Origin of the sequence: Rhizobium croatiense (assembly GCF_019793465.1) — a bacterium.
GTDB lineage: Bacteria > Pseudomonadota > Alphaproteobacteria > Rhizobiales > Rhizobiaceae > Rhizobium > Rhizobium croatiense.
Window position 1 is genome coordinate 136,726 of the sequence record NZ_JAILYJ010000002.1, and the last position, 18,371, is coordinate 155,096.

At 61.3% G+C, this 18,371-nt stretch carries 17 protein-coding genes; 10 read left to right on the plus strand and 7 right to left on the minus strand.

Features of this window, described 5'->3' with window-relative positions; all coding sequences use genetic code 11:
- Nucleotides 1-296: 296 nt before the first annotated feature.
- Complete coding sequence (locus tag K6M89_RS03395; RefSeq protein ID WP_222138428.1) at nucleotides 297-1,550, plus strand: sensor domain-containing diguanylate cyclase; 1,254 nt, start codon at nucleotides 297-299, stop codon at nucleotides 1,548-1,550.
- Between the two features lie 247 nt (nucleotides 1,551-1,797).
- Nucleotides 1,798-3,042, plus strand: a complete 1,245-nt coding sequence (locus K6M89_RS03400) for a cytochrome P450 (protein WP_222138429.1) — start codon at nucleotides 1,798-1,800, stop codon at nucleotides 3,040-3,042.
- An 85-nt stretch (nucleotides 3,043-3,127) separates the two neighbouring features.
- Here K6M89_RS03400 and K6M89_RS03405 read toward each other — a convergent pair whose 3' ends face one another.
- Together K6M89_RS03405 and K6M89_RS03410 are read right to left on the minus strand one after the other, a co-directional pair.
- Complete coding sequence (locus tag K6M89_RS03405; protein WP_222138430.1) at nucleotides 3,128-5,257, minus strand: bifunctional diguanylate cyclase/phosphodiesterase; 2,130 nt, start codon at nucleotides 5,255-5,257, stop codon at nucleotides 3,128-3,130.
- A gap of 218 nt (nucleotides 5,258-5,475) precedes the next feature.
- The gene (locus K6M89_RS03410) at nucleotides 5,476-5,820 is read right to left on the minus strand and encodes a cupin domain-containing protein (protein WP_222138708.1); all 345 of its coding nucleotides are present in this window, start codon (nucleotides 5,818-5,820) and stop codon (nucleotides 5,476-5,478) included.
- A 360-nt stretch (nucleotides 5,821-6,180) separates the two neighbouring features.
- Here K6M89_RS03410 and K6M89_RS03415 point away from each other — a divergent pair, with 360 nt between their 5' ends.
- A complete protein-coding gene (locus K6M89_RS03415; RefSeq protein WP_222138431.1) occupies nucleotides 6,181-6,789 on the plus strand; it encodes a L,D-transpeptidase in 609 nt (202 codons plus the stop codon).
- A gap of 61 nt (nucleotides 6,790-6,850) precedes the next feature.
- Here the strand turns inward: K6M89_RS03415 and K6M89_RS03420 are convergent, their stop codons facing one another.
- Together K6M89_RS03420 and K6M89_RS03425 are read right to left on the minus strand one after the other, a co-directional pair.
- On the minus strand, nucleotides 6,851-8,134 hold the full coding sequence (locus tag K6M89_RS03420; protein WP_222138432.1) for an O-acetylhomoserine aminocarboxypropyltransferase: 1,284 nt from the start codon (nucleotides 8,132-8,134) through the stop codon (nucleotides 6,851-6,853).
- Between the two features lie 143 nt (nucleotides 8,135-8,277).
- Entirely contained in the window at nucleotides 8,278-8,706 is a 429-nt protein-coding gene (locus tag K6M89_RS03425; protein ID WP_097581623.1) for a CoA-binding protein, read from the minus strand.
- Between the two features lie 118 nt (nucleotides 8,707-8,824).
- On the opposite strand from K6M89_RS03425, the gene K6M89_RS03430 reads away from it, so the two are divergent.
- A complete protein-coding gene (locus K6M89_RS03430) occupies nucleotides 8,825-9,148 on the plus strand; it encodes a hypothetical protein (RefSeq protein WP_222138433.1) in 324 nt (107 codons plus the stop codon).
- Nucleotides 9,149-9,617: 469 nt separating this feature from the next.
- Complete coding sequence (locus K6M89_RS03435) at nucleotides 9,618-10,454, plus strand: EamA family transporter (RefSeq protein WP_222138434.1); 837 nt, start codon at nucleotides 9,618-9,620, stop codon at nucleotides 10,452-10,454.
- Here the strand turns inward: K6M89_RS03435 and K6M89_RS03440 are convergent, their stop codons facing one another.
- Together K6M89_RS03440 and K6M89_RS03445 are read right to left on the minus strand one after the other, a co-directional pair.
- The gene (locus K6M89_RS03440; protein WP_222138435.1) at nucleotides 10,455-11,282 is read right to left on the minus strand and encodes an enoyl-CoA hydratase; all 828 of its coding nucleotides are present in this window, start codon (nucleotides 11,280-11,282) and stop codon (nucleotides 10,455-10,457) included. It abuts the gene before it with no gap.
- A 93-nt stretch (nucleotides 11,283-11,375) separates the two neighbouring features.
- Entirely contained in the window at nucleotides 11,376-11,606 is a 231-nt protein-coding gene (locus K6M89_RS03445; RefSeq protein WP_222138436.1) for a DUF1127 domain-containing protein, read from the minus strand.
- A 91-nt stretch (nucleotides 11,607-11,697) separates the two neighbouring features.
- Here K6M89_RS03445 and K6M89_RS03450 point away from each other — a divergent pair, with 91 nt between their 5' ends.
- The 3 genes from K6M89_RS03450 (at nucleotide 11,698) to rpsI (ending at nucleotide 13,816) form a co-directional block, all read left to right on the plus strand.
- Nucleotides 11,698-12,576 carry a LysR family transcriptional regulator gene (locus K6M89_RS03450; RefSeq protein WP_222138437.1) on the plus strand — a complete coding sequence of 293 codons (879 nt, stop codon included), beginning with the start codon at nucleotides 11,698-11,700 and terminating at the stop codon, nucleotides 12,574-12,576.
- 305 nt (nucleotides 12,577-12,881) lie between these two features.
- Nucleotides 12,882-13,346: a 50S ribosomal protein L13 gene (gene rplM / locus K6M89_RS03455; protein ID WP_008521951.1), complete on the plus strand. Its 465-nt coding sequence runs from the start codon at nucleotides 12,882-12,884 to the stop codon at nucleotides 13,344-13,346.
- Between the two features lie 2 nt (nucleotides 13,347-13,348).
- Nucleotides 13,349-13,816 (plus strand): 30S ribosomal protein S9, encoded by a 468-nt coding sequence (gene rpsI, locus K6M89_RS03460; protein WP_009995734.1) that lies wholly within the window; start codon nucleotides 13,349-13,351, stop codon nucleotides 13,814-13,816.
- Nucleotides 13,817-14,081: 265 nt separating this feature from the next.
- On the opposite strand, the gene K6M89_RS31615 is transcribed toward rpsI, so the two are convergent.
- Complete coding sequence (locus tag K6M89_RS31615) at nucleotides 14,082-16,049, minus strand: acyltransferase family protein (protein WP_222138438.1); 1,968 nt, start codon at nucleotides 16,047-16,049, stop codon at nucleotides 14,082-14,084.
- Between the two features lie 365 nt (nucleotides 16,050-16,414).
- Here K6M89_RS31615 and speB point away from each other — a divergent pair, with 365 nt between their 5' ends.
- Nucleotides 16,415-17,377, plus strand: coding sequence for an agmatinase (gene speB / locus K6M89_RS03470; RefSeq protein ID WP_222138439.1), 963 nt, complete (start codon nucleotides 16,415-16,417; stop codon nucleotides 17,375-17,377).
- A gap of 58 nt (nucleotides 17,378-17,435) precedes the next feature.
- Nucleotides 17,436-18,368 (plus strand): N-acetyl-gamma-glutamyl-phosphate reductase, encoded by a 933-nt coding sequence (gene argC, locus K6M89_RS03475; RefSeq protein ID WP_222138440.1) that lies wholly within the window; start codon nucleotides 17,436-17,438, stop codon nucleotides 18,366-18,368.
- Nucleotides 18,369-18,371 lie beyond the last annotated feature (3 nt).

The following is an 18,371-nucleotide window of genomic DNA, read 5'->3' on the forward strand; positions in this document are numbered from 1 at the left end:
GGAACCGCTGCACACTTCCGGGCGACATGCATCGAGCTTCGGCGCCGGCAGCCTCTTTCTCGTAAATGGCTGATGACCGCGAGCCCCCGGCGGCGTCTCCCCGGCTTTTCTCCATGACAGGATGAAGGAAAGCTTACTCCATCCGGCAGTGCTCACATACGTTTACCCAACGGAAAGCCTACCGCCAGATACCGGCCGAAAATCATGCCGCACCGCAACAGCATTAAGGAAGTGGCGAGCTTCCTCAGCAAGGATGCGGCCAACAGACAAGGTCGACGGGCAAGGGGTTTGCTGCCGTGTTCAATATCGCTACAGGTCTCGCCATCTGGTGTTCGGAGGCCATGACGCTCGCTCTGGTGCTTTTCGTAGCCTGGCGCCACAACGTCAAGAACGAAGCCTACCTCTATTGGGGCCTCGGCTTTCTTCTGACCGGCCTCGGCTTTGCGATGATCGCGCTTCGCGGCCAAGTCCCCAGCCTGGTGTCCGTCGAGATCGGCAATGCCATCGCGCTGCTCGGCCAGAGCGCCTGGGTGGCGGGTTTTCTCGCGCTCGACCGCAAGAAGATCGAATGGTGGGCACTGCTGCCGCCGGCAATCTGGCTGGCCGGGGTGTTCCTGCCCTGGGTCAACACCGATTATTCGAACCGCGTCGTGCTCTACAATCTCGCTTCGGCGACCGGCGCCACGGCCCTCGCCATGGCGGTCGCCGCCGGCGACATGCGCCGCGAGCGCACCCGCATCAAGCTGATGGGCGTGTTCGTCATGCAGGGCTGCCTGTGCTTCGGCTCGGCGCTGACGATGGCGGTAACGCTGCCCAGCGATATCGACGCGACCAATCTCGGCGGCGTCTCGGCGATGGCGAGCGCCTTCCTGCTCACCATCGCCTTCGCGCTTACCTGCCGGCTGGTCATGGAACGCTCCGAACGGCATCTGCGGGCAATGACACTGACCGATTCCCTGACCGGCGTGCTCAACCGCCGCGGCCTGCTCGGCTATTTCGAGGCCATCCAGGAAAGAGCCCACAGCGAACAGCAGCAGGTCGCAGTGATTCTATTCGATCTGGATCATTTCAAGCGCGTCAACGACCGCTTCGGCCACCAGTCCGGCGACGCGGTGCTCACCGCCTTCGCGCGCATGGCGCGGCAGTACATTCCAAACCACATCTTCGGCCGCATGGGCGGCGAGGAGTTCGCCGCCTTTGCCGCCGTCTCAGACCAGATGGAAGCCGAGGCGATCGCCGAAGCGATCCGCACCGAATTCTGCCGCCTTCCCGTCAGCACCGGCGAAGCGATCGTTCCGGTCACCGTCAGCATCGGCATTGCGCTCGCCGCCTCGCTCGAAGCCAATATCGACAAGCTGATTTCGGCCGCCGACCGGGCGCTCTATGCGGCCAAGGCCGCCGGCCGCAACTGCACGGTCACCTTCGGCGAAGCGGAAGCGGCGGTCCCGGCGCCGGCCACGCCGAGCCCGACAGCCGGCGAACTCGTGCCGACGGTCGATGATCAGGTCGAGGCGCTGCGACGCATGGGCACGCTGTCGCGGGCCGGCTAAAGCGCGTCGCATCAAATTTGATTCATGCGACACGCTTTAGCTCTTTGTTTTTATGCATGTCGTTGTCCCGGAACCGCTGCACTTCCGGGCGACATGCATTAGCCGCAGCGTGAAAATAGAATCAATCCCCAGGTTTAGCCAAAGATCTTAAAGTCGTCGGCGCCTCCGGCCGGGCATGTCTTGCTTCCGGCCGGCTCTCCTCATCCGCATCTTTTCGAGGCCCGGCAAATCCGCTAAGCCTCGGGGCATGACGATACCGCCCGTTCTCTCAATCGACCCTGCCCTGCGCCATGTTTCGCTGGACGCCCGCAACCCGGCCTTCTATGGCAATCCGAATGCCGTCTATAACGCGCTTCACGCCCATTGTCCGACCTTCTACTGGACCGAGCAGAAACAGTGGTTCTTCACCGGCTACGACCATGTGAACGGGCTGTTGCGCGACCGCCGCTTCGGCCGGCAGATCCTGCATATCGCCAGCCGCGAGGAGCTTGGCCTTGCCGAGCCGATGCCGCATCTTGAAAGTTTCGATCTGTCCGAACGGTATTCCCTGCTCGAACTCGAACCGCCGGAGCACACGCGGCTGCGCACGCTCGTCAACCGCGCCTTCGTCTCCCGCCATGTCGAGAAGATGAAGCCGGAGCTTGCCGAACTCGCCAACCGGCTGATCGACGGCTTCGCCGGCAAGCGCGAGGTCGAATTGCTCTCGGCCTTTGCCGATATCATCCCGGTGACGATGATCGCCCGCATGATCGGCATTCCCGAGGAGATGGGGCCGCAGCTGCTCGCCTGGTCGCACGCCTATGTCCGCATGTACATGTTCGGCCGCACGCGCGCCCAGGAAGACGAGGCCGAACGGGCGGCGAAGGAATTTTCCGACTATGTCAGGACCGTCATCGCCGAGCGCCGCGCCGAGCCGCGCGACGACCTGCTCACCCACATGATCCATACTGAGCACAAGGGCCAGTATCTCACCGACGAGGAGCTGATCTCGACGACGATCGTGCTGCTCAACGCCGGCCATGAGGCGACCGTGCACCAGATCGGCAATTCCGTGCGCACGATCCTCGACAGCGGCTCGGATCCGGCGACGCTCTTCCGCGACGAGGCGACGACGGAGCGCACCGTCGAGGAGACGCTACGCATCTGCGCGCCCGTTCACATCTTCCAGCGCTGGGCGCTCGAGCCCGCCGAAATCGACGGCGTCTCGTTCAAGCGCGGCGACAAGGTCAGCCTCATCCTCGCCGCCGCCAATCTCGACCCGGCGAAATTCAGCGATCCGCTGAGCTTCCGACCCGACCGCGGCGAAGCGCCCAACCTCTCCTTCGGCGCCGGAATCCATTTCTGCATCGGCGCGCCGCTGGCGCGGCTAGAACTCAACGTCGTGCTGCCGATCCTGTTCGAGCGGCTTGCCGGCCTTCGGCTGGCGAAGACACCCGTGGTCAAGGACGTTTACCATTTCCACGGACTGGAGCGGCTGGATTTGCACTGGTGATCCCGAGGCTTGATCCTCGGCGGCTGGAGGATCCGAGCGGCGTGCCGGCTGAATCCAACGCGCTAAACACTCTTGCAAGACATGTTTAGGCGGCGGCCTCTTCCTGCAGCTTGCCGGTGATGTCGCGGGCCGACATGGGTTTTCCCATCAGATAGCCTTGAAGCTGATCACAGCCGGCGTCCCGCAGGATCGCCGCCTGGCGCGAATTCTCGATGCCTTCAGCGGTGACGGGGATTTGCAGGGCAGTCGCCAGAGAGATGGTCGCCCGAAGAACATCGGCGCCCTTTGCGCCTTCGTCGAGCGCCGAGACCAGCGAGCGGTCGATCTTCATGCGATCGAAGCCGAATTGCCGCAATGCGCCGATGCTGGCGTAGCCGCAGCCGAAGTCGTCGAGCGCGAACTTGATGCCGACGCGCTTGAGCTGATCGATCGAGCGCCGGGCCTGATCCGGATTTGTCATCAGGACGCCTTCGGTGATCTCCAATGTCAGGCGCTTTGGGTCGAAATCGAGCTCCTGCAGGATCGAGATCACTTCGGCAGCAAATTCCGGATTGCACAGCTGGACCGGCGAGACATTCACCGACAATGCCAGATCGGGCCAGGTCTTGGCATGCGCGACCGATGTTCTGAGCATGTGAACGCCGAGCGCGTCGATGAGACCGCATCTTTCGGCAAGGGGGATGAAGACCTCCGGACTGACGTTGCCCGCGGCGGTTCGCCAACGCGCCAGGGCTTCAAGACCGGTCACCGCGCCGGTCGAGGCGGAGACGAGAGGCTGGAAGACAGCTTCGATGGCGCCGGAGCCGATGGCGCTCTTCAGCAGAGCCTCCAGCTCGGCGACCCGCTGGCGCTCCTGGTCCAGTTCGGGGTCGTATTCGATCGCCTGGCCTCTGCCATTTGCCTTGGCGCGATAAAGCGCCATGTCCGCTCTGCGCAGAAGCTCCAAGGGCTCGATGTCACCGTCGCGGGCGGCAGCTCCGATGCTGGCTCCGACTTCGATTGTCCGTCCGCCGATTTTGAAGGGCTCGGCAAACAGCGCCAGAATAGCCCTTTCCATATCGTCGCATGTGGCAGGGCCTACGTGCACAAGCGCGAATTCGTCGCCCCCCAGCCGGGCCGCCGCGACGACTTCGGGATGGCAGGCCGTCAGCGCGTTCGAAACCAGCCGGATCAGATCATCCCCAACGGCATGCCCCCAGGCATCGTTGACGGCCTTGAAGCCATCAAGGTCGACCAGATAGAGCCGGGGCGGCGAAGCGGCTGTATCATCCAGCTCTTCGAGCAGGCTGAGAAGCCCCTGTCTGTTCAACAGCCCGCTCAGACTATCGTGGCCGGCTTCGTAAAGCGCGGCCTGCGCCAGTTGACGCAGGCGCCGCGCCTCTGACGCGCCGACCATCAAAACAGCGACGAGGAACAGCGCAAGAATGACAATGGCGGCTGCGATATAGGGCGTCACCTGATGAAACACGGTGCTTCCCGGTGCTTTGCTCGGCCAGACGAGGTAGCCGATGACCGCGCCCTTCATGTCGGTGATCGGTGTGTTCAGGAAATCCGGCTTGGGTGTCGCCTCGAGCCGCAGGCCCTCGAGTTCATGTTCGTTCGACAGCGTGTCCAGCACTTCCGGGGTGAATTCCTTGTAAAAGCTCAGCGTGCTGAATTCCGTCGTGTCGGCGGCGTCGTCGAAAGGTTGGATCGCCTGCGATGCGAGCAGCGCGATGCCGTTTTCGGTCTTGACGAAATTCACCAAAGGCGCGCGCGCCGGATCGGCCGCCACTTTGACCTGCCGATAGAAGGCTTCGCCGAAGAAAACGCCCGGCTGGAAGGGTTTGCCCTTGGCATAGGCGGAAACGATCGAAGTCCGATCCGGGCCGATCACGATGGCGCCGTCATAGAGCGCGTAATCCTCGCTGGTCTTTCCCCAGTTCTCATAGGCCCAATCGGCGCCGCCCGGAGCCGGGACCGCACGATAGGCATCGTCCCAAATAGCATTATCCGTCGTTGTCGCGCCGAGACGGGCGACAAAGGCGGCGATTGCGGCGCGAGCGGCGCGACTGGCCCGGGCATCATCGATTTCGTTGGCCGAGCGGGTCATGGTGGTGACGACATGCGCCATGAGGCCGGTCAACAGGAGCGCTACAACAAGGAAACAGATCGTTGTCGCGATGATGGAAGAGGTTTGGGTGCGAACGTGCCTACATGCAAGAGTCGACGACATGCAAATTCCGGGAGTGATCGATTGCAAGACCATGTCTGTGAGACAGCAGGAGACATCATGTCCGCAATGCGCTGCAGACATGGTTTAGCATTTGACGATGTAGACACGATTAATGAGATTGATCAAAAGCGTTCTATCTTGGAAAATGGCACGCTTTCACTCTTGTCTTTATGCATGTCGTTATCTCGGAACCGCTGCACGCTTCCACGCGACAAGCATCAAAGCCTGATCACATAATCCTTGCGAGTCGTTTCAACGACTTCCCACGTTCCCTTGAAGCCGGGTCTCAAGATCATCCGGTCACCCGCTTTCAGATGGATCGGCTCACCGCCGTCCTCGGTCACGATTGAATGGCCGGACAGCAGGCTGAAATATTCCCATTCCTCGTAAACGATCCGCCACTTGCCGGGCGTCGCCTCCCAGATGCCACAATAGAGGCCGCCTTCGGCCTCCTCCAGATTCCAGGTGCGGAATTGCGGATCGCCGGAGATGATCCGGCCAGGCTCCGGGGCGCCGAACTCCGGTTCGACGCCATCGATGCTGAAGGGGATGAAATTGGTCATGGTCATCCTGAATCTCTTCGATTTCAGCGTTCTTCGCAGCATACGTTTGTATGAGGCACCGTGTCTTCGTCCGCATTATCAAACTTGAAGCTGAGAACGTTCGTCATGCACCACGCATAGAACCAACAAGCGCTCGTGGTCAATTTCACATCATCAGCTTTTCGCTTGGATTTGGCGTTCACCATTCAGGGCCGAACGGGCCGCTGATGCTATAACAAACCTGTTCATCACTGCGATGGTCGACCTGCAAGGTGTCTGGGGCGATCACGTCCAGGGGACCTCGTATGGGTCAACGGTGCGCCATAGTGATGCCATAGAGTTGGGACCAATACGGCTTGTATAACAGGCGGATGGCGAAAAATGAGATTGCTGGCTCTTCTTGCTGTGGCCGTTTTGCTAACGGTGGTTCAAGCCAAAGCCCAAGTTTATGAACCGTATGATGGATACGACGAATACGGAGGCTACTATGATGACCCCTACAGCCCGTATCCACCTCCTCCCTATTACGACCCCGCCCCCCGCTATCAGGAACCCCTGTATGATCGCAGGGGACCCTCGACGCGAAGCGCTAGAGGAAACATCGTGATCGCCACGCGCGAACACACACTTATTTACACGACAGCAAGCGGAGAGCAGTTCGTTTACCCCATAGCCGTCGGTCGCGAAGGCAAGCAATGGTACGGATCAACCCGGGTGGTATCCAAGCGAATGCATCCCGAGTGGCGGCCAACAGCGAGCATGCGTCAGAAGAATCCGAGGCTTCCAGCGGTCGTGAAGCCGGGCCCCAACAATCCGCTGGGGACCCGAGCGATATACCTTGCCGATGGGCTGCTGCGCATCCACGGTACCAACGACCCGTCCTCCATCGGAACCAATGCGTCGAGTGGTTGTTTTCGAATGTACCTCGAGGACGTCGAGGAGCTTTACGATATGGTCCAGCCGGGAACCCGAGTGATTGTCCAACGTTAACCGGATCGGGTGAAGCCCCGAGCCGATCCCCTCGCCAGCTTTACCTCCCGGCTGAGCTGATTCAGATCTTCGAGAGCGCCTGCTCGAGATCGGCGATGATGTCCTTGACGTCCTCGATGCCGATCGAAAGGCGCACCACGTCGGGGCCGGCCCCGGCGGCGGTCTTCTGTTCGTCGCTCAACTGCCGGTGCGTCGTCGAGGCAGGATGGATGACGAGCGAGCGGGTGTCGCCGATATTGGCAAGATGGGAGAAGAGCTCAAGGCCCTCGACCAGCGTCTTGCCCGCCTCATAACCGCCCTTGACGCCGAAGGTGAAGACGGAGCCGGCGCCCTTCGGCGAATAGCGCTGCTGCAGGGCGTAGTTCGGGTCGTCTTCGAGGCCGGCATAATTCACCCAGGCAATCTTGCTGTGCGCCTTCAGCCACCTGGCCACCGCGATCGCATTGTCGCTGTGGCGCTGCATCCTCAGCGGCAGCGTTTCGATGCCGGTCAGGATCAGAAAGGCGTTGAAGGGCGAGATCGCGGGCCCGAGGTCGCGCAGGCCGAGAACGCGGGCGGCGATCGCAAAGGCGAAATTGCCGAAGGTCGCGTGCAGGACAATGCCGTTATATTCCGGCCGCGGGCTCGACAGCATCGGGTAGTTTCCGGATTTCGACCAGTCGAAGGTGCCACCGTCAACGATGAGGCCACCCATGGAATTGCCGTGGCCGCCGAGAAACTTGGTCAGCGAATGCACGACGATATCGGCGCCGTGCTCGATCGGACGGATGAGATAGGGTGTTGCCATCGTATTGTCGACGATGAGCGGCAGGCCGTGGCGATGCGCCACGTCGGCGATCGCGGCGATATCGACGAAGGTGCCGCCGGGATTGGCGAGGCTCTCGATGAAGATGCCGCGCGTCTTTTCGTCGATCTGACTTTCGAAGCTTGCCGGATCGGCGCAATCGGCCCAGCGCACCTGCCAGCCGAAATTCTCGAAGGCATGGCCGAATTGGTTGATCGAGCCGCCGTAGAGCTGGCGGGCGGCGATGAAATTCTCGCCGGGGCGCATGATGGTGTGGAAGACGATCATCTGTGCGGCATGGCCGGAGGCGACGGCAAGGGCCGCCGTGCCACCCTCGAGCGCTGCTACGCGCTCCTCCAGCACGGCCTGCGTCGGGTTCATGATGCGGGTGTAGATATTGCCAAAAGCCTGCAGGCCGAAGAGCGCGGCGGCATGATCGGAATCGTTGAAGACGTAGGCGGTCGTCTGGTAGATCGGCGTCACCCGCGCGCCGGTCGCCGGGTCGGGCTGCGCACCGGCATGGATCGCCAACGTGTTGAATCCCGGATCATTCTTGGCCATGTCGTCCTCCCGTTGTTGCTGACGGCCGGGATCATAGCCTCTCCCGGACGAAAGTTAATCGTGATCCGTTTCAAGCCGCGGGCGTTCGGTGGAAAATCCGTCTCTGCAGCGCGCAGCTCAAGCAATGAGATCAGGCAATGAGATCAGGCAATGAGCCGGGGATACTCGATCGCCGGACAGCGGTTCATCACCACCTTGATGCCGGCGGCCTCCGCCTTTGCCGCAGCCGCATCGTCGCGGACGCCGAGCTGCGCCCAGATGATCTTCGGCAAAGGCTTCAGCGCTAAGGCCTCCTCGACGACGCCGTCCAGATATTCGGCAGCGCGAAAGACGTCGACCATGTCGATCGGCACCGGAATGTCGGCGAGCCGGGCAAAGACGGTGCGGCCGTGGATCTGTTTACCCGCCTGCCCCGGGTTGACCGGAATGACCTCATAGCCGCGCGACAGCAGATAGCCCATGACGCCGTTGCTCGGCCGCGCCGGATTGGGCGAAGCGCCGGTCAGGGCGATGGTCTTCACCGAATGCAGGATTTGGGCGAGGAAATCATCCGTGTAGCTGTCGTGATTCATGTCCGCTTCTCCACTTGCGAAAGTCTTTCGCCACGGCGCGCGTAATTTTGCGTTTGCGTGAAACCAGTTGCGCGCCTTTCCCGTATATATGAATTGGACACTCTCTGAGGATGATTCGATGAAAAAAATCGCTCTTGCCCTCATGCTCGTGCTCGCCGCATCGCCGGCGCTGGCAATCTCGCGCTACAATCCGCTCACCATGAGCTGCGACAGCGTGCGCGCCGCCATCCACAATCAGGGCGCCGTCATTTTCCGCTATCGGTCACCCCGCGGTCTGCCCCTCTATGATCGCTACGTCCGCAACAGCAATTATTGCGACGCGACCGACTATGCGGAGTGGACGCACATTCCCTCGAAAGACAACCCCCGGTGTCCCGTTCTGAACTGCGAGAACATAGACAACCTTGACGGGATGCTGTTCGTTCCGCATTATCAGCTCTGAGGATTTTGCTGCCGTGACTGTCGTAACGACCTACGCCCTTCGCGTTTGGGAGTGTCCGCCGCCTCAATCCCGCGATGCGATTTTCCTGAGAATATGCAATCACCAGCTTTATTTTTCGCGTATGTCAAAGTTATAGAATAATATCTGTATTTCAGTAACATAGAAAAATCCACGCCGAAATTCCTCCCAGCGCTTTCTTCTTTCGTTCCTTGTAAAATCACCCTATGTTCTGGTGTCCATTAGCAGCATCTCATAGTTGAGAAGATCGTCTGGATTGAACGCATATCGAGCGCACGTCAAAATTGCCGGCTGCACCCGCCATTGTTGGGATATTGGAAGGGTGATATTGCAGACAGGAAGACATCCGCGACCGCGCAACGCATTTTCGTGCAAATCGCAGTTGTCTTACCAGAAGTTTGCCCCGTCGGGGCGAAGCGCTTGTCTTTCCCCCGGAGTCCAGGATTTATCCTTGCCCCTCGACGTCATCCTGCTCGTTCTGTTCGGTGCATTGCTGCATGCGACATGGAACGCCATCGTCAAAGCGGGGAGCGATAAATCCCTTGATGCGGCGCTGATTTCGGCCGGCGGCGCCGTATCGGCCTTGCCGTTTCTGGCATTTCTGCCATTGCCGCAAAGTGCGGCCTGGCCATTTATCGGCGCGTCGGCCATCCTGCAGTTCGCCTATTTCCAGCTGGTTGCCGCCGCCTACCGGGCCGGCGATATCGGCCTGGTCTATCCGCTGATGCGTGGTTGCGCGCCGTTGCTGATCGCCGCAACAAGCGGTGTCGTCCTCAGGGAAGACCTTTCCGGCGCCGCGCTCGCCGGCATCATGACGATCTCAGCCGGCGTCCTGACGCTCGCTCTGGAGGCGCGTCGCGGCAGCGGCCGCGCCGTCGTCCTCTCCATTGCCAATGCCTTCGTCATCGCCAGCTACACTTATGTCGACGGCATCGGCGCCCGCCTTTCAGGCAACGCGGTTTCCTATACGTTGTGGATGTCGCTGCTGCCGCCCATCCTGCTGTTTGCCTGGGCGGCGTCCCGGCGCGGCAGCCTGACGGTGGTGCGCCACGTTCGCCGCAACTGGTGGCGCGGCCTTATCGGCGGCGCGGGTTCGATTGCATCTTACGGACTGGCGCTCTGGGCGATGACGAAGGCTCCGGTCGCGACCGTTGCCGCGTTGCGGGAAACCGCGATCGTCTTCGCTCTGGTGATCTCGGTCGCCGTGTTCAAGGAAAAAGCCGGGATCTGGCGTTACCTCGCCGGCGTCGTCATCGCGGCCGGCGTGCTGGTTCTGAAGCTGGCGTGATCATTCGCCCTTCCATTCCGGCTTGCGCTTGCCGAGGAAGGCGCCGATGCCCTCCTGCGCATCCTGCGTCAGCATGGTCTCCACCATCACCTTGGCGGCATAGTCATAGGCTGCCTCCACCGGCAGTTCGAGCTGCCGATAAAATGCCTGCTTGCCGATTTTCAGGATCAATGGCGATTTGCCGGCGATCACGGCCGCATATTTGGAAACGACCTGCGCCAGATACTGCTTCGGCACGATGCGGTTGACGAGGCCGAAATCCTTGGCGGTCGAAGCGTCGATCGTCTCGCCGGTCAGCAGCATTTCCATCGCCTGTTTGCGATGGGCGGCACGGGTAACCGCCACCATCGGCGTCGAACAGAACAGGCCGATATTGACGCCCGGCGTGCAGAACGTCGACGTGTCCGTGCAGATCGCCAGATCACAGGAGACAACGAGCTGACAGCCGGCAGCCGTTGCAAGCCCGTCGACCTCGGCGATAACAGGTTTTGGCAGATGCGCGATCTTCAGCATCAGGTCGGCGCAGAGCCGGAAGCTTTTCTCGAAGAACGCAGCGCCCCGGTCTTCGTCGACGCGATGGGCCGTGAGTTCCTTGAGGTCATGGCCGGCGGAAAAGACGGAGCCGGTCGAGGCGATGACGACGACGCGCACATCCAAATCCCCCTCCGCCTTTTCGAGCTCGGCCATCAGCGCCTCGAGAAGCGCGATCGAAAGCGCATTTGCCGGCGGATCGTTGAGCACGAGCCGCAGCATGCCGTCGCGCAGCGAGCGGAGCAACAAACCGTCCACCCTGTCCGCGTCCTTTCGGAAGGATACGATTTCGGCCATGATGCTGCTCCCTGCGCTCGATTTCCACACACCTGTTCTGCCACAAGGCGCCGCCAATTTCGAGCAGGATCCGCCCTCCCCGCTGCGGCGTGGTCAAAACCAGAACCACGATTTCGATGTCTCGGCCGTCGCCTGCGCACGGGTCAGACCGATATCGCGGAGCTCATCATCGGTAAGGTCTGAAAGCTTGCGGCGGCTGCGTCGCTTTTCGAGCCGAGACTCGATAGCCGCCAGCAGCCGCCGGCCCCGGCGTGCCGTCTCGCGAAGTTTCAGACGAAGGGCGTTGCGCGGTGTCGCTAATAGCTCGCCGAATTCCAGGGTCATCTTTTGTCCTTTCTCAACGGAGAAAAGATGCGCTGGAAGACACTCCGAAAGAAGCTTATGGATATTATGATATGCATAAGGAATTCTTTGGATGCCGCTCAATCTCGATCAGCTCGAGACCTTCATCAATGTCGCCGATCTTGGAAGCTTTACGGCCGCCGCCGACAAGGAAGGCGTGACGCAACCGGCCGTCAGCCAGCAGATCAAAGGCCTCGAACAGCGGCTCGGCGTCAGACTGATCGAGCGCGTCGGGCGGCGGGCGCAACCGACGGCGGCCGGCCTCGACCTGCTTTCGCACGCGAGGCGTCTGCTGCAGGAAGCGGCCGCGGCGGAAGAAGCAATGATGCCCTACAGGGACGGCGCCAGCGGCCGGGTGCGCATCGGCAGCGGCGGCACGGCCTCGATCCATCTGCTGCCGCGCGCCATCGCCGCCGCCAGGCAGGCGATGCCCGGCCTCGAAATCACCGTCAATATCGGCAATGCCGATGATATTCTGCGCGATCTGGAGGCCAACAGCCTAGACATCGCCGTCGTGGCCTTGCCGGCATCGGGACGAAACTTCGAGATCGAACCGTTTTACGAGGAGGAATTGCTGGCTGTCGCGCCCGCAGGCAGCCTGCTGCCCGACGGCGGACCGGATGCCGCCTTCATGCGCGACAGGACGCTGCTGCTTTACGAGGGCGGCAATACCAGGCGGGCAATCGACGCGTGGCTCGCCGCCCCCGATGGCAGGACCCGTCCTGCGATGGAATTCGGCAGCGTCGAGGCGATCAAGGAGCTGGTGGCCGTCGGGCTCGGATGGTCGATCCTGCCGGGACTGGCGCTCAAGCGCGACCGTGCCGGCCTGGTGACAACGACGTCGCTGAAGCCGAAGCTCATGCGCCAGCTCGGTATGGTTCTGCGCCGGGACAAACATCTGACACGCGGCCTTCGCGAAATGATGAAATGCCTGCGCGAGTGCAAGGATTAACACCGCTTCGACCCCACAAGTCCGGACGCGACGGGGGAAAAACCTTCAATATGGCAAGCTTCTCGCCTCACCTAATTTGAGGCAACATAATACCACATTGCTAAATGGCTGTTTTTGCTTATGTTTCTTTTGAGATTGCCGGACGCGTCGATATTGACCCGATGACACATTCCCTTTATACACCGCGCCAGAACGCAGCCCTCCCGGCTGCTTTCTTTTTGGCATGCCTTGCGCCTGCCAATCCAAGCAACAAGAAACGCCCTTTCAAGCCCTCGGGCCAAGGGTCCCAAAAGAGAGTATTCACTATGGCTACCTTCTCCCAGAAGCCTGCAGAGGTGGAGAAGAAGTGGGTGATCATCGACGCCGAAGGGCTGGTCGTTGGCCGTCTCGCTTCCATCATCGCTATGCGCCTGCGCGGCAAGCACAAGGCAACCTTCACGCCCCACGTTGACGACGGCGACAACGTCATCGTCATCAATGCCGACAAGGTCGTTTTCACCGGCAAGAAGTATTCCGACAAGGTCTACTACTGGCACACCGGTTACGCCGGCGGCATCAAGGAACGCACTGCGCGCCAGATCATCGAAGGCCGCTTCCCGGAGCGCGTCCTCGAAAAGGCCGTCGAGCGCATGGTTCCGCGCGGCCCGCTCGGCCGTCGCCAGATGAAGAACCTGCGCGTCTACGCCGGCGCCAACCATCCCCATGAAGCCCAGCAGCCGGTCGCCCTCGACGTTGCCGCGCTCAACAAAAAGAACGTAAGGAGCGCCTGATCATGGCTGACCTCTCCTCCCTGAAGGATCTCGGCACGGCTTCCGAAGCTGCTGCTCCGGCCCACGTCCGCAAGGTCGATTCGCTCGGCCGCTCCTACGCGACCGGCAAGCGCAAGAACGCCGTCGCCCGCGTCTGGGTCAAGCCGGGCTCCGGCAAGATCATCGTCAACGGCAAGGAATTCGCGGAATATTTCGCCCGTCCGGTGCTGCAGATGATCCTGCGCCAGCCGATCGTCGCTGCTGCCCGTGACGGCCAGTTCGACATCGTCGCAACCGTTGCCGGCGGCGGTCTCTCCGGCCAGGCCGGTGCCGTTCGCCACGGCCTGTCCAAGGCGCTCACCTACTTCGAACCGGGCCTGCGCTCGGTGCTGAAGAAGGGCGGCTTCCTGACCCGCGACAGCCGCGTCGTCGAACGCAAGAAGTACGGCAAGGCAAAGGCCCGCCGCTCCTTCCAGTTCTCGAAGCGCTAATCGTTTCGAACAGATGGATTTTACGAAGGCCGGGGAAACCCGGCCTTTTTGCTGTGCAGTCGGCTCCTGAACGGGCGGATCGCTGCGGCGCTGCGCGCTCTTCAGGACCTGAAAGCATGCCGCGCAAAACCATGCAGCGCTTCTGCGGCAGCGGCATGCGTAAATAAAAGCAGAAGGACCGCGTCCGAAAGCCCGACGCGCTTCAGTCCTTTGTTTTATGAAGGTCGTTATCCCCGAAGCACTGCACACTTCCGGGCGACATGCATTAGTCAGAAGAGAGCGCTGCCATACCGTTCGGATCCGCCATGTGGTCGCGCCCGAGAGTGACCATGATTTCGTCGGTGACGGCGTCCGCGCCTACCGGGGTGAAATGCACCTTGTCGGAAATGAAGGTCTTGCCTTCCCGCGCCAGATCGCATCGGCCCGCCTCCATCCCGCAGAAAATCCTGGCCGGATCGACGCGCAGGACGTGCCTGTCCTTGGGGTCGTCGAGATAGGCATAGGAAGGCGCCGATTGCTGGAGAAATTCATCCTGAGCGATCGTGATCGTCGGCTCCGGCGTGCCCTTGTGCATCAGCTTCGCGACCTTGGCGGCGATCTCGGTTTCGCCGCGCGGATGAGGATAGATGATGACGACGCGGATGCCGGCCGATGTCAGCTCGCCGACGCTTTTGTCGAAAGCATCCCTCAACCGCTGCCCTACGTCTGATGTCGCGACTTCCTCGCCCCTGAACCTGTAGCGCGACTGCTCGAAAAAGATCTTCCAGGAGGCAGCGAGAAAGACCGTTTTCACCTTGCTCTTGACGAGATAGTCGATCGCCGCAGCGTTGAAGGCACCGCAGTCGCGCGCCTGGTGGGGGACCATCGAGACGTCGGCGACCGGCGCGCAGAAGCTGTGCGTGATCTGCTGCAGGCCGATATTCATGCCGTCCAGACGCTTGGCCAGCGCCGGCGTCAGCGACGACGCCAGGGAATCTCCAAGGATGGCGTATGTCTGTGCGTGGCTGCCGTTGAATACGCAGCCCTGGATCGGCATCGTCTCCCAGCCCGACGCGCCCTCGAGAAGGCAGGTCTTGCTCCAACCATTGTTCGCCATGAATTCCTTGATCGGCGCCGGCAGACGCCAGGGAATGCCGCGCGTATCGTGGCCGTAAATGCCGAAGGCGATAAAGGCGGCCAGCACCAAGGATACCGATGCGACCAGGCCGCGGGTCGACGGCAGCAATCGGCGCTCGCCCCTGCGGAACGGCTGCTCGACGAAACGCCATGAGACATAGGCAAGCACAAGCGAAAGCCAGGTAAGAACGCCCATCGCGGTCAAAGGGGGCGGATCGATGCTGCGGATCCGCGCAAAGGCAAAAAGCGGTTGGTGCCAGAGATAGGCGCTGTAGCTGATCTGCCCGACCATGATGAAGACGCGGGTTGAAAGCAGTGCCGCCACCCAGGTTCCCTGTCGCGCATAGAGCAGCACGAGCATCGCGCCGACCACGGGAACCAGGGCGAGCGTCGAGGGAATGGGCGAGGTTTCGTCGAAATAGAAGATGGAGAAGGCAATCATGCCGAAACCGAGGAACGACAGCGGATCGCTGCCGCGCTTTTGCCCCTTCAACTGGACGCTGCCGATCGATCCGGCCAGAAACTCCCAGGCCCGCGACGGCAGGAAATAGAAATTGGCCGAGGGAAAGACGCGCGACGCCCACTCGCTGTAGGCAAGGCTGGCAAGCGCGATCGCAACCAGGACCGCAAAGAGCCAGCTCGGCTTGCGCTTCCACATGAATATGACGAGCAGCGGAAAGAACATGTAATACTGTTCTTCGACGGCCAGGCTCCAGATGTGGAGCAGCGGCACCTCTGCGGCCTCCGGCGCAAAATAGCCGCTCTTGAACCAGAACAGGAAATTGGCGCCGGAGAGGCTGGTGGCAATCAGGCTGTCGGAGAAGGCGCGAAATTCCTCCTGCATGACCCAGAGCCAGGCGAAGGGCAGACAGCACAGGACGACGAGAAACAGGGCCGGCAGGATCCGGCGGGCGCGGCGCTCGTAGAATGCCGCCAGCGAGAAGGTGCCGTTGCGCATCTCTTCAAGGATGATCGAGGTGATCAGAAATCCGCTGATCACGAAGAAAACGTCGACGCCGATGAAGCCGCCGCTGAAGAAACTGAAGCCCGCATGAAATAGAATAACGGGCATCACTGCGGCCGCCCGCAGGCCGTCAATCTCTCGTCGGTAAATCACTTAAAATATTCCCGAAAAATCGTATTCTTACCGACTATGAGCACCGAATCTGCAACCCGGCATTGCATAGATAGGTCGGATTTTTTCTGCAAGTATGAATTTTAGAAAAAATTCGACTAAACCGCCGCTTTTATCAAGATCCTCAGAAGGAGGATAGCGCCTTGTTCCCAGGCCTCGGCGACGCCGTCATCCGAACGATTGCTTGAAATCCGTGCGCACCTCGCCTACCCCTTTCCTCGCGCGAACGGATCGGCCAAATCCTTCGCGCAGATCGGCCTCGACGCTCCGGCGTGGAATGGCGATCTGCAAGGCAGCGTCCGCATTGAACGCGACTATGGTTCTGCGACCGAAAAAAGGAGCATGACTTGGCGAACAAGACCATCGATCACGCCTTCACGGCGACCAGCCTCACCTCCGCCGCCAGCGACCCGACCTTTGCCGGCGCGCTGTCCTTCATGCGCCGCCGCTTCACCAAGGAACTCGCCGGCGTCGATGTCGCCGTCTGGGGCATTCCTTTCGACGCCGCCACGTCGAACCGGCCAGGCACGCGCTTCGGTCCTCAGGCAATCCGGCGCGCCTCGGCGATCTTCGACAATGATGCCCAATATCCCTTCAACCGCGAATTGTTCGCCGATATGGCCGTGATCGACTACGGCGATTGCCTGCTCGATTACGGCAATCACCAGGATACGCCCGGCGCCATCGAACGCCAGGCGAACGCGATCCTCGACAGTGGCGCTTTCCTGCTGACGCTCGGCGGTGATCATTACGTCACCTGGCCGCTGCTGAAAGCCCATGCGGCGAAACATGGGCCGCTGGCGCTCGTGCAGTTCGACGCGCATCAGGACACCTGGTTCGACGAAGAGCGGCGCATCGACCATGGCTCCTTCGTCGCACGGGCCACCCGCGAGGGCATCATCGACCCCGATCGCTCGATTCAGATCGGCATCCGCACCCATGCGCCGGAGGATTGCGGCATCAATATTCTCTATGGTCATCAGGTCGAGGATATGACTGCCGGCGATATCGCTTCGGCGATCATCTCCCACACGCGCGGCGCGCCGGCCTATCTCACCTTCGATATCGATTGCCTCGATCCGGCCTTTGCGCCCGGCACCGGCACGCCGGTCGCCGGCGGACCGTCGAGCGCCAAAATCCTCTCAGTGCTGCAGCGCCTGCATCAGCTCGATATCCGCGGCGCCGATATCGTCGAGGTTTCGCCGCCCTACGACCATGCCGATATCACCGCCATTGCCGGGGCAACGGTGGCGATGTATATGCTGGGGCTTCATGCGGAGCGACGCGCCATCGCCGTGTCACAAGGCTGACTTATTATCCCAAAATGAATCCGGAAACCTTCTGAACCCATTGAAAGCGCAGGTTAACATGGCACCGAAAATCTTCATCGACGGCGAACACGGCACAACGGGTCTGCAGATCCGCACGCGCATGGCCGGCCGCCGCGATGTCGAGCTTCTGTCCATACCGGAGGCCGAGCGGCGCAACGCCGCCCTGCGCGAGGACATGCTGAACAGCGCCGATATCGCCATTCTCTGCCTGCCCGACGAGGCATCGAAGGAAGCGGTTCAGATGGTCTCGGCCAACAACAATGTGCGCGTCATCGACACTTCGACCGCCTTCCGCGTCAATCCCGGCTGGGCCTATGGCTTTGCCGAAATGGACGGCGCGCAGGCCGACAAGATCAAAGCCGCGCGTTTCGTCGCCAACCCCGGCTGCTATCCGACTGGCGCAATCGGCCTGATCCGGCCGCTGCGTGCCGCCGGCATTCTGCCGGACGGGTATCCGGTGACGGTCAATGCGGTTTCCGGCTATACCGGTGGCGGCAAGCAGATGATCGCGCAGATGGAAAATCCGGATCACCCGGATGCGATCACCGCGCCGCATTTCCTCTACGGTCTGCCCCTCACCCACAAGCATGTGCCCGAAATGACCGTGCACGGGCTGCTCGACCGGGCACCGATTTTCTCGCCATCGGTCGGCAAGTTCGCGCAGGGCATGATCGTGCAGGTGCCGCTGCATCTCGACGATCTCGCCGAGGGCACGACGATGGAAAGCATCCACGCGGCTCTCGTCGCTCACTATGCCGGCCAGGACATCGTCACCGTCGTACCGCTCGCCGACAGCAAGGCGCTCCCCCGTGTCAACGCCGTCGAACTCGAAGGCAAGGACACGATGAAGCTCTTCGTCTTCGGCGCGCCGGGCGGTTCCCAGGTCAATCTGGTGGCGCTGCTCGACAATCTCGGCAAGGGCGCCTCGGGTGCTGCCGTGCAGAACATGGACCTGATGCTCGCTTCCTGACGT

Coding starts and splice junctions, on each gene's coding strand:
- K6M89_RS03420 (WP_222138432.1), bottom strand. CDS start 8,134: ATGGCCAAGAATGATCCGGGATTCAACACGTTGGCGATCCATGCCGGT.
- K6M89_RS03445 (WP_222138436.1), bottom strand. CDS start 11,606: ATGACCCTGGAATTCGGCGAGCTATTAGCGACACCGCGCAACGCCCTT.
- argC (WP_222138440.1), top strand. CDS start 17,436: ATGGCACCGAAAATCTTCATCGACGGCGAACACGGCACAACGGGTCTG.
- K6M89_RS03425 (WP_097581623.1), bottom strand. CDS start 8,706: ATGAATCACGACAGCTACACGGATGATTTCCTCGCCCAAATCCTGCAT.
- rplM (WP_008521951.1), top strand. CDS start 12,882: ATGGCTACCTTCTCCCAGAAGCCTGCAGAGGTGGAGAAGAAGTGGGTG.
- K6M89_RS03405 (WP_222138430.1), bottom strand. CDS start 5,257: ATGTCGTCGACTCTTGCATGTAGGCACGTTCGCACCCAAACCTCTTCC.
- K6M89_RS03400 (WP_222138429.1), top strand. CDS start 1,798: ATGACGATACCGCCCGTTCTCTCAATCGACCCTGCCCTGCGCCATGTT.
- K6M89_RS03410 (WP_222138708.1), bottom strand. CDS start 5,820: ATGACCAATTTCATCCCCTTCAGCATCGATGGCGTCGAACCGGAGTTC.
- rpsI (WP_009995734.1), top strand. CDS start 13,349: ATGGCTGACCTCTCCTCCCTGAAGGATCTCGGCACGGCTTCCGAAGCT.
- K6M89_RS03450 (WP_222138437.1), top strand. CDS start 11,698: ATGCCGCTCAATCTCGATCAGCTCGAGACCTTCATCAATGTCGCCGAT.
- K6M89_RS03440 (WP_222138435.1), bottom strand. CDS start 11,282: ATGGCCGAAATCGTATCCTTCCGAAAGGACGCGGACAGGGTGGACGGT.
- K6M89_RS03415 (WP_222138431.1), top strand. CDS start 6,181: ATGAGATTGCTGGCTCTTCTTGCTGTGGCCGTTTTGCTAACGGTGGTT.
- K6M89_RS03430 (WP_222138433.1), top strand. CDS start 8,825: ATGAAAAAAATCGCTCTTGCCCTCATGCTCGTGCTCGCCGCATCGCCG.